13 protein-coding genes and 1 riboswitch are annotated in these 17161 nt (G+C 40.4%); of the genes, 7 read left to right on the top strand and 6 right to left on the bottom strand.

What is annotated here, in order from left to right:
* Positions 1 to 41: 41 nt before the first annotated feature.
* From HJP15_RS07675 to HJP15_RS07660, 4 genes are all read left to right on the top strand, one after another.
* Entirely contained in the window at positions 42 to 860 is an 819-nt protein-coding gene (locus tag HJP15_RS07675; protein WP_054455523.1) for a DUF2705 family protein, read from the top strand.
* Complete coding sequence (locus HJP15_RS07670; protein WP_170173419.1) at positions 857 to 1768, top strand: ABC transporter ATP-binding protein; 912 nt, start codon at positions 857 to 859, stop codon at positions 1766 to 1768. The genes HJP15_RS07675 and HJP15_RS07670 overlap by 4 nt, the downstream gene beginning before the upstream one ends.
* Positions 1768 to 2142: a PH domain-containing protein gene (locus tag HJP15_RS07665; protein WP_054205659.1), complete on the top strand. Its 375-nt coding sequence runs from the start codon at positions 1768 to 1770 to the stop codon at positions 2140 to 2142. Before HJP15_RS07670 ends, HJP15_RS07665 begins: the two co-directional genes overlap by 1 nt.
* A gap of 207 nt (positions 2143 to 2349) precedes the next feature.
* Entirely contained in the window at positions 2350 to 3144 is a 795-nt protein-coding gene (locus tag HJP15_RS07660) for a putative porin (RefSeq protein WP_054205660.1), read from the top strand.
* Positions 3145 to 3229: 85 nt separating this feature from the next.
* On the opposite strand, the gene HJP15_RS07655 is transcribed toward HJP15_RS07660, so the two are convergent.
* Positions 3230 to 5074 carry a M2 family metallopeptidase gene (locus HJP15_RS07655; protein ID WP_170173418.1) on the bottom strand — a complete coding sequence of 615 codons (1845 nt, stop codon included), beginning with the start codon at positions 5072 to 5074 and terminating at the stop codon, positions 3230 to 3232.
* A 182-nt stretch (positions 5075 to 5256) separates the two neighbouring features.
* Here HJP15_RS07655 and HJP15_RS07650 point away from each other — a divergent pair, with 182 nt between their 5' ends.
* Positions 5257 to 7533 carry an acyl-CoA dehydrogenase gene (locus HJP15_RS07650; protein WP_054205662.1) on the top strand — a complete coding sequence of 759 codons (2277 nt, stop codon included), beginning with the start codon at positions 5257 to 5259 and terminating at the stop codon, positions 7531 to 7533.
* A gap of 239 nt (positions 7534 to 7772) precedes the next feature.
* Here HJP15_RS07650 and HJP15_RS07645 read toward each other — a convergent pair whose 3' ends face one another.
* The 4 genes from HJP15_RS07645 to HJP15_RS07630 all read right to left on the bottom strand — a co-directional run bounded on the left by HJP15_RS07645 (position 7773) and on the right by HJP15_RS07630 (position 13241).
* Positions 7773 to 8318 carry a DUF4136 domain-containing protein gene (locus tag HJP15_RS07645; RefSeq protein WP_170173417.1) on the bottom strand — a complete coding sequence of 182 codons (546 nt, stop codon included), beginning with the start codon at positions 8316 to 8318 and terminating at the stop codon, positions 7773 to 7775.
* 290 nt (positions 8319 to 8608) lie between these two features.
* The gene (locus tag HJP15_RS07640) at positions 8609 to 11395 is read right to left on the bottom strand and encodes an Mks condensin complex protein MksF (RefSeq protein WP_170173416.1); all 2787 of its coding nucleotides are present in this window, start codon (positions 11393 to 11395) and stop codon (positions 8609 to 8611) included.
* A complete protein-coding gene (locus HJP15_RS07635) occupies positions 11395 to 11940 on the bottom strand; it encodes a condensin complex protein MksE (protein ID WP_170173415.1) in 546 nt (181 codons plus the stop codon). Before HJP15_RS07635 ends, HJP15_RS07640 begins: the two co-directional genes overlap by 1 nt.
* 5 nt (positions 11941 to 11945) lie before the next feature.
* On the bottom strand, positions 11946 to 13241 hold the full coding sequence (locus tag HJP15_RS07630) for an MksB family condensin complex protein (RefSeq protein ID WP_170173414.1): 1296 nt from the start codon (positions 13239 to 13241) through the stop codon (positions 11946 to 11948).
* A gap of 178 nt (positions 13242 to 13419) precedes the next feature.
* Between HJP15_RS07630 and nhaD the strand changes: the two genes are divergently transcribed.
* Together nhaD and lysC are read left to right on the top strand one after the other, a co-directional pair.
* A complete protein-coding gene (gene nhaD, locus HJP15_RS07625) occupies positions 13420 to 14667 on the top strand; it encodes a sodium:proton antiporter NhaD (protein ID WP_054205667.1) in 1248 nt (415 codons plus the stop codon).
* 115 nt (positions 14668 to 14782) lie between these two features.
* Positions 14783 to 14955: riboswitch (Lysine riboswitch) on the top strand.
* 77 nt (positions 14956 to 15032) lie between these two features.
* Positions 15033 to 16436 carry a lysine-sensitive aspartokinase 3 gene (lysC, locus tag HJP15_RS07620; RefSeq protein WP_170173413.1) on the top strand — a complete coding sequence of 468 codons (1404 nt, stop codon included), beginning with the start codon at positions 15033 to 15035 and terminating at the stop codon, positions 16434 to 16436.
* Here lysC and HJP15_RS07615 read toward each other — a convergent pair.
* Entirely contained in the window at positions 16413 to 17159 is a 747-nt protein-coding gene (locus HJP15_RS07615) for a 4'-phosphopantetheinyl transferase family protein (protein ID WP_170173412.1), read from the bottom strand. The two genes, lysC and HJP15_RS07615, sit on opposite strands and share 24 nt — an antisense overlap.
* Between the last annotated feature and the right edge of the window lie 2 nt (positions 17160 to 17161).

The following is a 17161-nucleotide window of genomic DNA, read 5'->3' as shown; positions in this document are numbered from 1 at the left end:
CACTTAATGTAAGGAAAACACTTTCACGATTAGGACTTTGTGTGACGCAATTAAACCCCAAGCGACTTTTAAATATTACTTTGTTTGAACTAACTCGACTGTTTTTAACTAAACGTGGCTTACTTGCCGTTGCTGCATTTACTATTTGTTGGTTGCTTATTTTACGCTACCCAGTAGGACAAGCGGTAAGCACTATGAGTTCACCTGAGCTTGCTGCAGTTGCTCAACATATATTTGGCGTCATTGGTTTAAGTAAACTATTAATGTGGCCTGAAGCTGAGTTGGCGATGTATTGGCTAATTGCTTTGTATAGCTTTCCTATTTTTTGCTTATTTTTGTGTAGTGACCAAATTGTGGGTGATAGACAACGCGGTACACTACGCTTTTTGTCATTACGGGCAACGCGCAGCGAAATATTATTTGGCCGGTTTTTAGGTCAGGTACTTATCTTAGCAATATTAATTACCATCACTTTAGTCGCAACAGTGGCAACACTTGCATTTAGAGAGTCATCGCTATTGTTAAGCGGGCTAAATCGCAGCCTAGTTTTGTTTTTCTATTTAGTGGTCACCGTACTACCATTTATTGCGTTAATGACGTTTTTAAATACTATTGCTCGATCTTCACGATTAACGGTGATCATGGCCATATTATTTTTTGCAGTGGGTAATATTGTCGTTAGCCTTATGAGCTGGCAACTACCTATATTTGCTATTCTTAATTATATATTTCCCGGCGTTCAGCTTGAGCAAGTTGCAGGGCAGAATGCAGATTTATTTAGCAGTATAGGTATTCCTTTATTACAAACAGTGGTGTTGTTAGTGGCAGCACAGCGTATCTTCTCAAGGAGTTCACTATGAGTACATTAATACAGGCTAACGGACTCTCTAAACAGTACGGGGCTAAATTAGCGTTAGATCAAGTGAGCTTTGAAGTTAAAAAAGGTGCACCCGTAGCATTAGTTGGCCCAAATGGGGCCGGTAAAACAACCTTATTTAGTTTGTTATGCGGTTATATCATGCCTACATCAGGCAGTTTATCCATAATGGGGCACCGCCCTGGCGCAAGTGCATTGTTTGGAAAGTTATCAGCGTTGCCACAAGATGCCCAGTTAGATCCTCGTTTTAGTATTGCGCATCAGTTAACATTTTATGGGCAACTGCAAGGGCTAACGACTAAGCAAAGTCAATCAGAAGCTCTCAGAGTACTCGAATTAGTTGGTTTAGCTGAGGTTGCAAAACAACGCAGTGATGATTTATCGCACGGCATGCGTAAGCGCGTAACAATAGGGCAGGCTTTAATAGGCAAACCCGAAATTGTAATGCTTGATGAAGCTACAGCTGGACTCGATCCTATTCACGCACGTGAAGTGAGAGAGCTTGTTTCAAACTTAAGTGAGGAAGCGACGTTTATTTTAAGTTCACATGACCTCACAGAATTAGAGCGATTATGTGGGCAAGTGTTACACCTTGATAAAGGTAAAATCACTGAACACCAAGCAAACAGCAATATAGAACAAACACAGCATCACATGACAATACTGTTTGCTGAAAACTATCCTAATATTGAGCAAAGCATTCAAAGCTTAGCAGCAGTTAATAGAGTTTATATGAGTCAAGCAAAGGAATATGTTGTTGAATATCAAAAAACAGCGTCTTTGTTTGATATTGAATTACTGCAATATTGCCATCAACAAGGCTGGCGCTATCGACAGTTAGTGAATGGTCATACATTAGAAAACCAAATATTTACACAGGAGAAAATATAATGGGTTTATTTAGCGGATTAATGGGTAACGCAAGTGAAGTTGATGATGCCGATTTAGAAAAGGTATTAGCAAATACACTTGTCGAAGGTGAACAAGTTGAAAAAGCGTATAAAGTAGTACGTGATATGTTTATTTTTACTAATAAACGACTCATTTTAATTGATAAGCAGGGCGTAACGGGTTCTAAAATAGAGATGATCAGCATTGGTTACTCAAAAATAACTAAATTTAGTAAAGAAAGTGCCGGTCATTTTGATTTAGATGCCGAGTTAAAAATTTGGGTTGGCTCAGACCCTACGCCGATCAGTAAAGACTTCAAATCAGGCGACAACATCAACGATGTGTACCGTATTATCAGTCAATATGCGCTTTAAAGGAATAAACTAGTTTTTTCATGTATAGCAAAAATGTCCGCGTTTTTGCTATATAGATATCCCAGCCTTAACATCCCTTAACATTTAAGCAACTAAAAACAAGCACTTAGTTAAGTGTTTGTTCAGTTTGGGAACGTTAGCATGCCCACGTCTTAGCCAGTCGGCTAAAGACATAGCAATGTAACAATTTAATAGGGAAATCTTATAATGAAAAAACTAGCAGTGATAATTTCGAGTATTCTTCTTTCAAGTGCCGCGGCTGCTGCAGACACTTATGAATCAGTTAGCCATCTACAATATATGGATACAGATGGTAATGACACAATTAGCCTTGATTCAACATACTATTTCTCACCAAAAATGACACTAGGTCCTTATGACCAGTTCGAATACATCAATAAACAAAGTAATGTATATGGTAAGTATTCAGATGATGATTTTAGCGACCGAGCTACTGTGGGCGGTGAGTATTTTCTAGATAGTTTTGTACTTGGTGCTGAATACCAAAACCTAGATTTAGATCTTGGTTCAAGCGCAGATATGATTCAATTATCAGCAGGTTACTTTTTCAACCCTGACTTACTGTTAAAAGTAAGATTTGTTGATGTTGAAAATGCAGACAATCGTTTCTTTTTTGATGTAGCTTACAATCACAAGTTGAACAGCACTGATTATATCGGTTTTACTGTTACAGCAGATGATGAGTTTGATTATCGTGCGTTGAATGTTAAATATTTCATGGATCTTCAACAAGGTAACTACCTAACAGTTGAAGCAACAGTGTCAGATAATGACAATGCATCAAGTGATTGGGTTTTAGGCTCTAATTACTACTTCTCAAAAGCGACATCAGCGTTTGTTACATTTAATAAAAACGATGATTACACCTTGGGTGCTCAACATTTCTTCAATAAAAATGTTGGTTTAAAAGCGGGTTACGGTAATAACTGGGATGATTCTGGCTCAGATGCTTACTTTGCAAATGTAAGCTTACAGTTCTAATTTAATTTTTAACTGTAAAGTACTAAAAAGCCAGCTCACTTGAGCTGGCTTTTGCATTTTAGAATTGAATTATATTAAAACCTGCTTACCAACCGCATTGGCGACCTTGGTTTTGTTTATCAAGGTACTTTTGCAGTGGCGCAAAATAATCAAGTAGTGCTGTTGCGTCCATTTCAGGCTTACCCGTTACAGTTGCTAAGGCTTCTTGCCAAGGGCGGCTTGAGCCCATTTCTAGCATGGTATTAAGCTTTTCACCGGCCGCTTTTGAGTTATAAACCGAACAGCGATGAATGGCTTCTTTATTGCCTGCTATTTCACATAAACTACGGTGGAAATCAAATTGTAAAATATGTGCTAAGAAATAACGCGTGTACGGCGTATTGCCCGGTACGTGGTATTTAGCGCCTGGATCAAAATCAGTTTCGCTACGCGCGATGGGTGCTTTAACACCTTGGTATTTTTCACGTAATTCCCACCATGCTTTATTGTAGTTTTGCGGTGTTACTTCACCAGAGAATACTTGCCAGCGCCATTGATCTACTAATAATCCAAATGGAATGAAAGCAACCTTATCTAATGCCATTTTCATTAATAGGCCAATGTCTTTTGATTCATCAGGCACTTGCTCTAATAAACCAATTTCTTTTAAGTATCCAGGCGTAACTGATAGGGCAATTGTGTCACCAATTGCTTCATGGAAACCATCATTAGCACTTTCTTGATAGTAAAGTGGCTGTGTATTGTAAGCGCGTTGATAGAAGTTGTGGCCTAACTCATGGTGAATAACAGAGAACTCTTCACCAGTGCGTTGAATACACATTTTAATACGTAAATCGTCTTTACTGTCAATATTCCACGCTGAGGCGTGACACTGAACGTCACGATCGGCAGGCTTAGTGAACAATGAACGTTCGTAAAAAGTGTCTGGAAGTGCGTCAAAGCCCATTGAAGTGAAGAATTTTTCTGCGCCGCGAACCATTTTAAGCTCATCGTACTTATGCTGCGCTAATAATGCTGTTACGTCATAACCAGGATCAGCATTTTCAGGTGCCACTACATCGTAAATATTGCCCCACGATTGCGCCCACATGTTCCCTAATAAATGCGCAGGAATAGCTTGATCTTGCGGTACTTTATCTTCGCCGTATTTTTCGCCTAGCTTAGCGCGAACATGGCAATGAAGTGAATCATATAGTGGCTTTACTTGGCCCCAAATACGGTCAAGTTCTTTAGCGAAATCATCGGCTGGCATATCGTATTTACTACGCCACATTGCGCCAGTGTCTGCATAACCAAGTTCTTTTGCACCTTCATTCGTAAGGGCAACTTGTTGCTCATAAAGCGGACGCATTGGTTTTGAAACCTGACGCCAGCCTTGCCACAAATCAAGTAGCTCGTTGTAATCGCGGCTAGTGGCCATTTTAGACGTCATATCACCTAAGCTTAGGCAGCTGCCGTCTTCTTTACAGTATTTTCCTTTGCCGTAAATACCGCCTAGTTCAGCGACAAGCTGAGAAAGTTGCGCTGTTTTTTCCGCATTTTGTGGGGCTGGTAAAGTTAAAGCGAGTTTTAATTTATCAAGCTTACGACGTGCGTCATAACCCAGTTCAAGAGAATCAAATTGCGCAGCTTCATTTGCAAGGCGAACAACCGCTTCTGTCATCTTGCGATTTACTTCGGCCGAAAGTCCGGAGGTGTCGTGCGTAATAAAGTTAGCGTAAATCCATTCTGCGCGGCTTGATTCTAAATACAGTGCACTGAGTTCAAGCTCTGTTGCATCTAAAAAGGTTTGTGCGTCTTGTGCCGTCACTTGCGCAGGGCTGACAGCTTGAGCTGATGTGTTTGTTGTATCTTGGTTGCAGCCACTTAATGCTAATGTGCTGGCGACCATTAAAGCGCTCAAACTGAGCTTAAAATGTGGAGTAGTCATGTTGACCCTTATATTTGTTATTTATCACGTGGGATAATAGCAGCGTCTTGAAGTTAGGCAAAATTTATCAAGCCTAGCATTGAACCTAACGAGTAACACATGTTTACAGCGACATTGTATTTATACAAGGATCAGCCATAATTGAAGGAGTGTATTTTTATTAATTTATAAGGATCGTTCCCATGTCAGTGTTTGTATTACTACTGGTGGTGGTAATAGTCATTTTTGCGGTTAAAGATATCCGCTTAAGTCTAGTAAGCCGACCAACGTTTAAAATGTTTAAAAAAGTGTTACCGCCGTTATCGCAAACTGAACGTGAAGCAATGGAAGCAGGCGATGTATGGTGGGATGGGCAACTTTTTAGCGGCAATCCCGATTGGCAGGTTTTACATAGTTACCCAAAGCCTGAGTTGAGTAAAAAAGAGCGTGCGTTTTTAGACTCTGAGGTCGAAACATTACTGGCGATGCTTGATGACTATCAAATTGTGCAAAAAGATAAAGACTTACCTAAAGAAGTATGGGATTACCTAAAAGCCCAAGGTTTTTTTGCGTTGATAATTCCTGAAAAATTCGGTGGACGCCAATTCTCTGCTATCGCTAATTCAACCATAGTCGCAAAAATTGCGACTAAGAGTTTAACGGCCGCAGTGACTGTTATGGTGCCAAATAGTTTAGGCCCAGGCGAATTACTATTACATTATGGAACCACAGAACAACAAGCGCGCTGGCTACCAAACTTAGCAAGTGGTAAAGATGTACCGTGTTTTGCACTTACTGGTCCAGAAGCCGGCTCTGATGCGGGCAGTATCCCCGATTCAGGTATTGTATGTAAAGGCGAGTTTGAAGGTCAGGAAGTCATTGGTCTACGTTTAAATTGGTCAAAACGTTACATAACACTAGCCCCTGTTGCGACAGTACTTGGTTTAGCATTTAAAATGTATGATCCGGATAGTTTATTAGGTAAAGACAAGGAATTAGGGATCACGTGTGCGCTGATCCCAACAGATCACCCTGGGGTAGAGACTGGGGAGCGTCACTTTCCGCTTAACATGGCGTTTATGAATGGCACAACGTACGGTAAAGATGTCTTTATTCCCCTTGATTGGATCATCGGTGGTCAACAAGGTGCTGGTCGAGGCTGGCGAATGTTGGTTGAGTGCCTAAGCGCAGGGCGTGGTATTTCATTGCCAGCACTAAGTAGCGCGACAGGGCATTTGTGTGCGCGAATGACATCTGCTTATGCAACGGTTCGCCAGCAATTTGGTGTATCAATTGGTCAATTTGAAGGTGTACAAGAAGCACTTGCACGTATTGGTGGATTAACGTATAGCCTTGAAGCGTGTCGTTTAATGACCGCAGGGGCAATAGATTTAAAATTGAGCCCATCAGTGGTGACCGCAATTGCTAAATACCATATGACTGAAATGGGCCGTACAGTTATGAATGATGCAATGGATATTCATTCAGGTAAGGGAATACAAGTGGGTCCTAATAACTATTTAGCACATGGCTATATGGGTATACCGGTATCAATTACGGTGGAAGGGGCAAATATTTTAACCCGTAATTTAATGATCTTTGGCCAAGGAGCAACTCGTTGCCATCCATTTGTATTAAAAGAAATGGAAGCTGCGGCAATGGAAGATGATGAACTCGCGTTAAAAGAATTTGATTCTTTACTACAGCAGCATATTTTATTTGCTGCAACTAATGCGAGTATGGCGTTAATCCATGGTTTAACGCGTAGTTACTTTGCTAAATCCCCAGTATGTGGCGCAACCGCAGATTATTATAAGCAGCTTGGGCGAATGAGTCGTGGTTTAGCTTTTTGTACGGATGTGGCGATGCTCATTTTAGGGGGAGAGCTTAAGCGTAAGGAAATGATCTCTGCACGTTTAGGTGATGTATTAAGCCACCTTTACTTAGCTTCATGCGTGTTAAAACGTTTTGAAGATGAAGGACGTCAACAAGCCGATTTGCCTTTTGTTAAATATGCCGTTGAATTATCGTTATTTGAAATAGGTCAAGCGTTTAACGGCTTTTTCAAGAACTTCTCAAACCCAGTTGTTAACTTTGCTCTAAAGCGAATCGTATTTCCGTTTGGTAATCATTATCATCGTCCGAGTGATGATCTTGCTCAGGCAATGTGTGAGCATATGACCCAACCAGGAGTATTCAGAAACCGTTTAACGCATTTATGTTATGTGGATGATAAAGCAGGGACTGGCGTAATGGAAAATGCCTTTATTGCTATGCATAATACCAGTGATGCATTCAAGCAGTTGAAAAAGTGGCAACGCGACGGCACCCTTAGCCGCAATGATGATATTGAAACGGCGATTACCAATGCGATTGAAAAGCAGCTCATAACAGCCGAGCAAGGCGTAAAGTTGCACGAAGCTAATAATTTACGCAAACAGGCTATTGCGGTAGATAACTTTCAACCAGGTGAACTTTAACCTTTAAGTATATAACCTCGTATTTTATGCGGGGTTTATTTTTATACGTTAAATGCTCATACACATTAATTATTAATGCAGACTTATCTGTAAAGCTTTACAGCACAGTGTATGTTAGATGTTTAAGGGGGGAGCTAATGTCATTGGGTGTATTTAAGTAAAGAAAGCACGTGGTTTTTAGCTCTTTTCAATAATAGAAAGCGCATAATATGCACTTTCTATTATGAAGAGTTATTTTATTACTGCTTATCTGGTGGGAAGTTACTTAGAATATCAGCCACTGTTTTAGTAATTGCGTCAGTGCGCGCTTCAGGTGATTGATTTTTTCTTAATCGACCTTCTTTTGCTCCGCGCCATACTAATTGATTTGATGCACGGTCAACAACATCAACAATTAACGTGCCTACTTCATATTCACGCGTCGTTGTTTGTGTATTGTAACCCATACCCCAGTAGTTCCAACGTGCGCTGTAACCGGTGTTAAATGTGTCTACATCAATTTTTGTGCCTACCGATGCATGATAGTTAATAAGTACATCAGCTTGCGTTATTTCGCTCAACTGCATGCCCATATTTGTCAGCTCTGTATTAACGGCATCACGTACGCGCTTTTCCATTAATGGACTGATCTGATAATTGGTCGTATTTTTAGTTAAACTAGCATCTTGAACCCAAGCAAAGGTTTTATAATTACTAAAATCAGCCGATTTATCGTAATCCCAATCAGGGGTTTTTGCGCATGCTGCTAAAAATAGCACTGCTGTTGCAATTAGTAGGTTTTTCATCACGTTTGCTCCTTGGCAAATTTAAACTCTATTCATTTGATAACATAACATAAAAAAAATCCCACAAATGACATTTTTCAATATGTTTGTGTTATTAAAGTTTACCTAACCCGAACTCTGGTTAAGATATTTACTAACTTACGCGTCAGACGCTTTCCAATTGCAAGTAAATTCAACGTAGTTAGCGTTGAAACTTGCCATTTAAACTAGCGACTGAAAATAGACTTATTATCCAGAGTTCAAGTTACTTGGTTGTAAGTTTAGTTGTTATTAGCTGAATTATAGATTAATTAGTCATCAGTAGTGTGCTCTACTTCTATCCAATCTTTTTCATCGACCCAGTTTTGTGCGCCATCTTTAACTGAGCGAATAGGCACAATGTAATCGCAGCTAATTTGTGGTTTTACCGAGGCAAATATTGGCACAAAACCAAAGCTTAATGCGGTCTCTATAATTGCTTTTTGGTTTTGCGGGTCGATATCGGCCGCCTCATCAATGTAAATAGGAATACGGTATAAGTTTTGTTCTTGGTCGCTCAATAGGTAGCGAATAAACAGCATGCCGCATAATAATTTAATGGTGATACGCGTTCCGTTTGAACCTGCTGAATCGATTTTTTCAAAGTGCTCCGTTTCGCCAGCGCGGTTTACCACTTCAAAACGAATATCAAATAAATCGGTTAATGTTAAACCCGCTTTATCAGAGGCAAGCTTAATTAAATGATCTTTTGCTTCATTAACCGCGCTTTCGCTGTAAGGTTCTTGGCTGAGTAAATCTAATGTATCACCTTGTTCAAACTGGTTTGACGTACTGATAATTGTATCAATACTATCAACCAGCATTTTACGTGGTATTACATTGATTTTAAACGCTTGTAAGTTAGAAATACGGTGCTGACTAATGCCTTTATTAAAGCTGTTCATTTCACGGCGCAGACGGTCTAAATCTTCCCGCAGGCCTTTAATCGTGGCTGCAACTTCGGTCAGTGCAACACGCGCTTGGCGCTCAACAGCGTCACGTTCATTATCAATATTATGAAATGCACCGATGAGTTTTTGGTATTTACTAAACTCGTCGTTTTCGTTATCAAACTTAGTAATACCCGCATTATAAATATGCAAATAAGTGTTACGCACGTTAATATCAAAGTTACGTAGCTCTTGGCAGTTTTTATTAAAGTGGTGTACTAAATCACTGAGATTATCAAAGTCGATTTGAATATCAATCATGTACGGGGTGATTTTACCAGTATACAAATCAAGAGTATGGTCAATTCGTTCAGATTTCACTTGGCGTAGGCGATCTGCTTGGCGAGAAATAAGATCTTTTTTCGATTTAATAATCGAGCGTCTATCAGCAATTGAGCCGCTATTTTTTTGAATATCTTGTAAGTAATCGTCTACTTGATCACGCTCTGCAAGTAATTGTTTTTTGAGCATCGATTGTGCATCGACAGATTGCAGCATTACCTCAAACTGTTCAAAGCGTTTTAACGCGCTTTCGGCTGACATGAGCTCATCGTATAACGCGTCTTTTTCTTTTTGTTTGTCAGCTACATTGGCAGCTACATCGCGCTGTTGCTTAAATTCCTTTAATGAATGTTCAAGCGCTGTTAGCTGGGCGGTTAATTGCTCTTTGTTCTCGCCGCTTTGCATTTGCACAGATGAGAGCTTTTTAAGTTTAATCGTTGCGCCGGGCAGGGTAAGTACACCGCCTTTAACGTTATCTGATAATTGCTCTAAAAATGCGCCAAACACATCTTCATCGGTGATATCAATATCGCCATTGCTGGTGGTGGCGAACGAGAGAATATCTGGGTTTAAAATACGTGAAATTTCTTCAACATCTTTTAACGATAAGTCCTCGCGCATACGCGTGAATAAATTGAACTCAAGGTTTTTAAGTTGCAGCTTTAAGCTTTTTATTTGCTTTTGTGTTTCGCTAATGCGGTAGTCAAGGGTGTGTAAGCTTTGCCCTTGCGCACTATTTATTGAGTGCGAAAGTGACTCGTAATCTTGCTTTAACTGGCTAAGGCTCACTTTTAAGGTCGCCATATTCACCAATTCAAATTCAGATTTTAGTGCACCAAAATCTAAAAACCATTGCTCGATTTGTGTTTGTCTGCGCTCAATATCACGCGATTGCTGCACATAAAGCTGTTGTTTTTGCTCAAACTCGTGCTTTTCGTGCTCTATGTTCTCAAGGGCGATATTAAGTTCATCTAATTGCGCTTCTTGATACGTGTCAAAATCAATTAAGGCTTGATCAATTTTTGGTGCGTATGCGGCCAGTTTACCTTTAAGCACGGTTTGGTTTTCAAGCATAGACTCAAGCGCGCTAATTGGCTCTTGCATAGATTCTAGCGCTTTTAACTCACGTTTTGCGCGGTTTACTTTATCGAACGAGCGACGCCATACTTCATAAAAATCGACTTTTGAATTTGACATATGGCGTTCAAACACGCGCAACATAAAGCGTTTTACATCTGCAGCACCCAATTTATGCAAGTTTAAAATTCGGCGGAAAATCTCTTTATAAATAGCCGAGTCTTGCACATTATTAAGCGGGATCATTTTTAAGTTAATGTCGCCATCAAATGGCGTAGCACCGCCTGTTAATAACGCGTTTAACTCTTGCGCTTTAAGCTCAATAGGATTAAAGCCTTGCTCTTTTAAGTGATTAAATAGCTTAGTGAATTTTATAATGGTTTTACCTTGAGTGTACTGCTCAAGGTTAAGCTTTCCTTGGTAACAAAAAAACTGATGCGCGTAACCTGCTATTTTACCAAGCCCTGCTACACCAATAACAACAGGGCCATGGGGGAGGTCGGCTTCAAGTAAAATATAAGATTGATCTGACGAGAAATAAAACTTACGGGTTTCGTCTAAATCATGGCCATCCCATTCGGTAAGGCGTAAATCATTGATCAGCGGAAATTGCAGGGCGTTAATGACCGAGCTTTTACCGGTATTATTAGGGGCACAAATAGAGCTGCTTTTATCAAGTGGGATCACACATTTTGCATAACCTGCGGTGTTTAAAAGTGCGAGTTTGCTGAGTCCGTAAAGGTTTTTCATTATTCGTCCTCACCAATATAGGTTTCTTCGTTCACTTCCATTAATGCATCGATATAGCGATAAGCAGGTGCTTGTAACATAAAGCCATTTTCCACTTCACGGGCAAGGCCTAAGCGTATCATGCGTAAGTATACGTCTTTACGTAAGTCAGAGCCTGAAAAAATTTCGAGTTGATCAAACAAGTGTTTGTTCATCTGTACTAATGTTTGCATTAGTTCAAGGTCATTCACTTCATCAAACAGGGCACGCATTGGATCTTTACCTGAGTTGGCATAGTGTTCAATCAAAATGTAAATGGTTAGGGCAATCGCGCGGGAGATTTTTCCCATATTTGGGGTGCTTTCGTCACTGGCAAAGTAATAAAAACCACGGCTATCGTGTTGTAAATCATGGCCAAGGGCGCTAAATAATGCGCGATATGCATCAATTTGTTGATCAAGTTCTTGCCACATTACCGTGTCTTGTTCGCTAATATGATAGCCCGAGACTAATTTTTTATTAATCGTTTGTAGGTGGCTTAGTTCATCTAAATTTATGTGTGTCATAACGGTTACTCATTTCCTGTTGATGATTGTGAAGATGCAACAGGGTTAGAATTAAAGGGTGTTGTATTAAAAGGAAAGAGTGAAAAATGTTGTCCTGCGATTTTAACGCGCATTTTTTTATCGCTTTGATTTATTTCAATATCAGTGTCGCTTACTAGCTTTTGATATAAAAATAGCATTTCGTCTGCTTCAAGGTCAGGGTAGCTTTCCCCTAAAAAGCTTAATAATGGTTGTGGTTTTTTACGCTTCGCATTAAAGCGCTTTTTAAAGTTCGCTTTTACATTGTTGTAATCAGGAATATTAGGAGTAACAAAAGCGGGCACATCGTTTTGGTCGGGTAGTTCATATTCGCTGTGCTCAAACTCCGTTAAAGTGGCCATATAAGCGATGATATGGCGTTGTTGCCCGAGTGAAAAACGTTGCGTGTCAGATACAAAATGAGGTTGAACTGTACTTAGCATATTATCAACACCATTTTTACGCACCAATCCCAGCACTTTTGCCGCTTGGCGAGTGATCATATTATTGCGGCGCAACTCTTCACGCAGTGGCATCAGCATATCGGCACTTTTACGTAAGCTTTCGCGACCTACTAGGTGCATCTCTAAAATGCGGGTGCGCAGTTGCTCTAGCATACGTTTGTCTTGGTAGGCTTTGCCTGAGCGCTCTATGTACTCAATTTGCGTACTTATTTGTGTTTCAATGGTACTAAAACACGCATGAAAATCGCCACGAATATCAACCATCTCAAGCATTGGTTCTATGTACTCGTCAAATGCTTCAATGACGGCTTTATAGCGCTTTTGCAGTGATTGCACTGCGTTATTGGCTTTAGCTTGTTCGACTATGTTTAAAATGGCGTTTTCATTGTGGGCAAATAATTTCATTATTTTACGCACTCGATCATCCATAATGCGGCTAAAGCGGCGCATCTCATCGTAGTCTTCAATGCTACCGGCATTATCTAGGCGGTTGCCTAGGCGTGCTAAATCTTCAACCAATACGCTAATTTCTTGTGCTAGGCCTAAATGCTCTTCCTGTAATAAAAAGGTGGCGAAATCTGCAATGGCACGGTTAATTTCAAGCTGAGATGATTTTGCCAAGGGAATAATAATATCTTGGTTTAAAAGCCGATTGGTTTCTTTATAGATCCGTTCGTTTGACCACGTTGGTTGTTTTTGTTTGATCGCACTTTGTACGTCTTTTAGGCTAAAATCGGCCATTTTAAAACGTTTAAATAGCAGCTCTAACATTCCCCAGTGCTCGGTTAGGGTATTTAGCAACTTTTTAGCTGGGATCATAAAGCTCCAAAAAATCTAATGAGTGCTGTGTACCTGTGTTATTTGGACACAGCAATTACTTATATAATATTAAATTGGCAATAGTTTTACACAGCCTTTGGTGCTAGACTGCGCGCCGTGTCGATTACTGACACCTAGTATACAATTTTTACATTTTTATAAAGGTTGTTCAAACACCATGGTAACTGCAATTATCCTAACCCTGATAGCGCTTGCATTCGTGCTCATCGTTATAGAGGATATTATCCATGTAAACAAGGCCAAAACCACGCTTTTCTTTGGTACTTTATGCTGGATTATCTTATTTATCTCGCCTTTAAACGGGCAAACCCCCGAAAGTGTACAACACCAACTTGACCACAATATTTTAGAGATTGCCACATTATGGTTGTTTTTAATGGCTGCAATGACCTTTGTTGCCTATTTAAACTCTAAAGGTTTTATCCAAAATATTGTGCACAAGATCATGCCAAGCTCGATTAGCGAGCGAAAGTTAATGTTCTTGATTGGTGGCTTTTCATTTTTATTCTCGTCGATTTCAGACAACATTACCGCGACGCTAATTTCATTGGCCGTTGTTATGTCGTTAAAACTGGACCCGAAAAAACTGATTAAGTACGCAACGTTAATCATCTTCAGTGTTAACTCTGGTGGTGTGTCGTTAATTACTGGTGACGTAACAACCTTGATGATTTTCCTTGATGGTAAAGTCAGTATTGGAAATTTACTACTGTTAATTGCCCCTGCATTATTTAGTGTTGCTTTATTGGCCGTTATGCTGTCATTTGGGTTAAACGGTGCGGTGCAGTTTACTAAGCAAGAAGATCGCCGAATTGAAAAAACGGATATAACCATTGCCGTTATTTTCTTATCGACGATTATTGCAACGCTGACACTTAGTGTGATGTATCACGTACCTCCATTGTTAACGTTCTTGTTTGGTTTATCGTTAATGTTTTTGACGGCGCAATTTTTAATGCGCAAAAAAGACGTCAACAAAAAAATCATCGACTACATTCGTGAAATTGAATACGACACGCTGCTGTTTTTTGTGGGTGTACTACTGCTTGTTGGTGCGCTAAAAGAAGTGGGTATGCTAAGCAAGTTTACGAATTTGTATGAGTTAATGGCACCAGAGTATGCAAACTACTTAATGGGTATACTCTCTGCTGCGGTAGATAACGTCCCGCTGACTGCTGCGCTGCTTAAAGCTGAAATAGTCATGAGTCCGCAACAATGGTTGTCGTTCACGTATGCAACTGGTGTGGGCGGCTCAATGCTTATTATTGGTTCTGCGGCAGGTATTATTGCGATGAGTAAAGTAAAAGCACTCACATTTTTAAGTTATTTACGTATGTCGTTGTATTTATTAATAGCGTATACAATCGGTTATATGGGCTCATATTTAGCAGGTAGTTTTATTTAATGACCTTTATTAATTAAAACAACTTGACAGCTAGACGTCTAAACGATAACTTTCAAAGCCCACTTTATGTGGGCTTTGTTATTTTAATTGGCAATTATAAAATGCAATTAATCTAACATTCAGAAGAGGTGCGGTATTTAGGTACTTAATGTGAGGCGACGACTGCCAACGACCATTAAGGAGGGAAATATTCGCCGAGGAAAACAACTGCACGTCACAGTGGTTTTTCGGTTTATGGGGCTGAATCCTCAAAACTGTCACCAAATTAGGTGGAGAGCTTCTGGCAGTGGACTTTTCTTATCGAGCACCCCCTTGCCAAGTTCTTCTTGTATTACCGTGGTTTGAATGCCACAAAAGGAGACGACATGAATACCCAATTAGCTGCTAATAACGCGCAACAGTCAGCACAAAACCAAAAAACAGATCACGTAGTAGCAAAATTTGGCGGCACCAGTGTGGCCAACTTTGACGCTATGAGTCGTTGCAGTGAAATTATTGTAGCCGATAACAATGTACGCGTAGTGGCTGTAAGTGCCAGTGCAGGTGTCACTAATCACCTTGTTGCATTGTGTAAAAAAGATATCTCAACGGATGAGCGCGCAGAAAACATCACCGGCGTGTTAGCCATTCAAGAAGCTATTTTAAATGAGCTATCGCTTGATGCGGACTTAGCCCATGGCTTTGACGAAACTATTAAAGCGTTTCAAGCTTTAGCCAGTGAAGGCGTTAAATCAAAACAACAACAAGATGAACTCCTGAGTTTTGGTGAGCGCTTATCGTCGTATTTATTTACCCAGGTGCTGCGTTTGAATGGTTTAAACGCAATTCGTTTTGATGTGCGCCAAGTATTAAAAACAGACAGCCAGTTTTCAAAGGCTACACCAGATGTAGCGGCCACCGCTGCGGCTGCGAAAGAGCATTTGATCCCGCTATTAGCTGAGCACGTTATTGTCACACAAGGTTTTATAGGCAGTGATGCGCATGGCCAAACGACCACTCTTGGCCGTGGTGGTTCAGATTACAGCGCAGCATTATTGGCCGAGGCAATTAACGCCAAAAGCGTGCATATTTGGACTGACGTGGTAGGTATATTTAGCACAGATCCACGTTTATGTGCCAAAGCAACACCGATTGCGCGCTTAAGTTTTGATGAAGCAGCAGAAATGGCCACTTTTGGCGCTAAAGTGCTACATCCTGCGACTATTTTACCAGCAAGCCGTAGTCACATTAACGTCTTTGTAGGTTCGAGCCGTGAACCAGAGCGTGGTGGTACGTGGATTGAGCGTGAAAAATCACAATTGCCAGGTATTCGTGCAGTTACACAGCGTAAAAACCAGTTATTGCTTACGCTTAAGAGCCCAGAAATGCTATTAGCCAGCGGTTTTTTAGCGCGCGTGTTTACGATTTTAAGCGAGTTTAATATCTCGGTTGATTTAGTTACCACGTCAGAAATAAGCGTGGCTATTACATTGGATAACGCGCCAAATGCATCGCGTCCTGAGCTTGATCAAGACTGTTTAGATAAATTAGCAGAGTTTTGCCATGTCTCGGTAGAGAACAATTTAACGCTAGTGGCGCTGATTGGCTCACAAATTCAATTACGTCAGCACGAAATGAATTTAATGAACGTATTAAGTGATTTTAATATTCGCTTAATCTGCCATGGTGCTAGTAAGCACAACTTATGCTTTTTGGTCGAACAAGCTGAATCGGATCGCGTTGTACAAGCCATTCATAGCCGCTTATTAGAAGTTCAAAACGCCGCGTAATTGGTCGATAGTATTTACCACAGAGCACTGCCAGTCAGTGCTCTGATTACTCACTACACTCACATCAAACTCATTATATTGGCAGCTTACAGCGCGCAAATGAGCCTGCGTTAATTGATCAAACACATTGGGACTCAGTAATTTAGCAATCGGCTGGCAAGTGGCTTTAGCGAGTGCTTCTTTTAAGGTCCATATTCTAAAAAATCGCTCAGCGCCTTGTTGTTGATTTTGCGTTATTAAATTTACTTCATCAGGGTGGTAAAAATGCTTTGCGAGCTTTTCAAATGGGCGCTTTGTGCTTATTTTTTCAATATCAAAACCAAACTCAATTCGCTCAATATTCAGCGCGGCACCGACAAAACCGTTTGAGTGCGACAGGCAACTGCTAAACACGGTGTTACTGCCCGTTATATGTATGAGTAATTTACTGCTAGGCTCGTCAAATTCAGAGCTAATATGATGAGCTGGTAACTTGGCAAACTCTGGGGAGCTTTGCTTTACTAAATACTTAAGCAGCAGTCGAGTGGCTAAATATTCTTGCTTGGCTTTGTTACTTTTACGACGAGTGATCACCGCGAGTTCAAAAGGGCTCAATAGCGTATTTAAATCGAACTTATCAATATTTAAATGCTGGGCATCACATAATAAAATTGTGTGTGTATTGAGTGGCTGCATCGTGTGCTTTGTAATGACTAGTTGCTGCTGAAAAAATAACGCCGGCATAA

Source organism: Pseudoalteromonas sp. NEC-BIFX-2020_002, assembly GCF_013002825.1.
In the GTDB taxonomy this organism is placed as follows: Bacteria; Pseudomonadota; Gammaproteobacteria; order Enterobacterales; family Alteromonadaceae; genus Pseudoalteromonas; species Pseudoalteromonas neustonica.
Note: the sequence above shows the minus strand (reverse complement) of the source record. Positions and strands in the feature narration are given on the sequence as shown.

Excerpts from the sequence above, each read along its gene's own strand:
- HJP15_RS07615 (WP_170173412.1), bottom strand. The coding sequence starts at position 17,159 with ATGCCGGCGTTATTTTTTCAGCAGCAACTAGTCATTACAAAGCACACG.
- lysC (WP_170173413.1), top strand. The coding sequence starts at position 15,033 with ATGAATACCCAATTAGCTGCTAATAACGCGCAACAGTCAGCACAAAAC.
- HJP15_RS07640 (WP_170173416.1), bottom strand. The coding sequence starts at position 11,395 with ATGAAAAACCTTTACGGACTCAGCAAACTCGCACTTTTAAACACCGCA.
- HJP15_RS07665 (WP_054205659.1), top strand. The coding sequence starts at position 1,768 with ATGGGTTTATTTAGCGGATTAATGGGTAACGCAAGTGAAGTTGATGAT.
- HJP15_RS07670 (WP_170173419.1), top strand. The coding sequence starts at position 857 with ATGAGTACATTAATACAGGCTAACGGACTCTCTAAACAGTACGGGGCT.
- HJP15_RS07660 (WP_054205660.1), top strand. The coding sequence starts at position 2,350 with ATGAAAAAACTAGCAGTGATAATTTCGAGTATTCTTCTTTCAAGTGCC.
- HJP15_RS07630 (WP_170173414.1), bottom strand. The coding sequence starts at position 13,241 with ATGATCCCAGCTAAAAAGTTGCTAAATACCCTAACCGAGCACTGGGGA.
- HJP15_RS07635 (WP_170173415.1), bottom strand. The coding sequence starts at position 11,940 with ATGACACACATAAATTTAGATGAACTAAGCCACCTACAAACGATTAAT.
- HJP15_RS07650 (WP_054205662.1), top strand. The coding sequence starts at position 5,257 with ATGTCAGTGTTTGTATTACTACTGGTGGTGGTAATAGTCATTTTTGCG.
- nhaD (WP_054205667.1), top strand. The coding sequence starts at position 13,420 with ATGGTAACTGCAATTATCCTAACCCTGATAGCGCTTGCATTCGTGCTC.
- HJP15_RS07655 (WP_170173418.1), bottom strand. The coding sequence starts at position 5,074 with ATGACTACTCCACATTTTAAGCTCAGTTTGAGCGCTTTAATGGTCGCC.
- HJP15_RS07645 (WP_170173417.1), bottom strand. The coding sequence starts at position 8,318 with ATGAAAAACCTACTAATTGCAACAGCAGTGCTATTTTTAGCAGCATGC.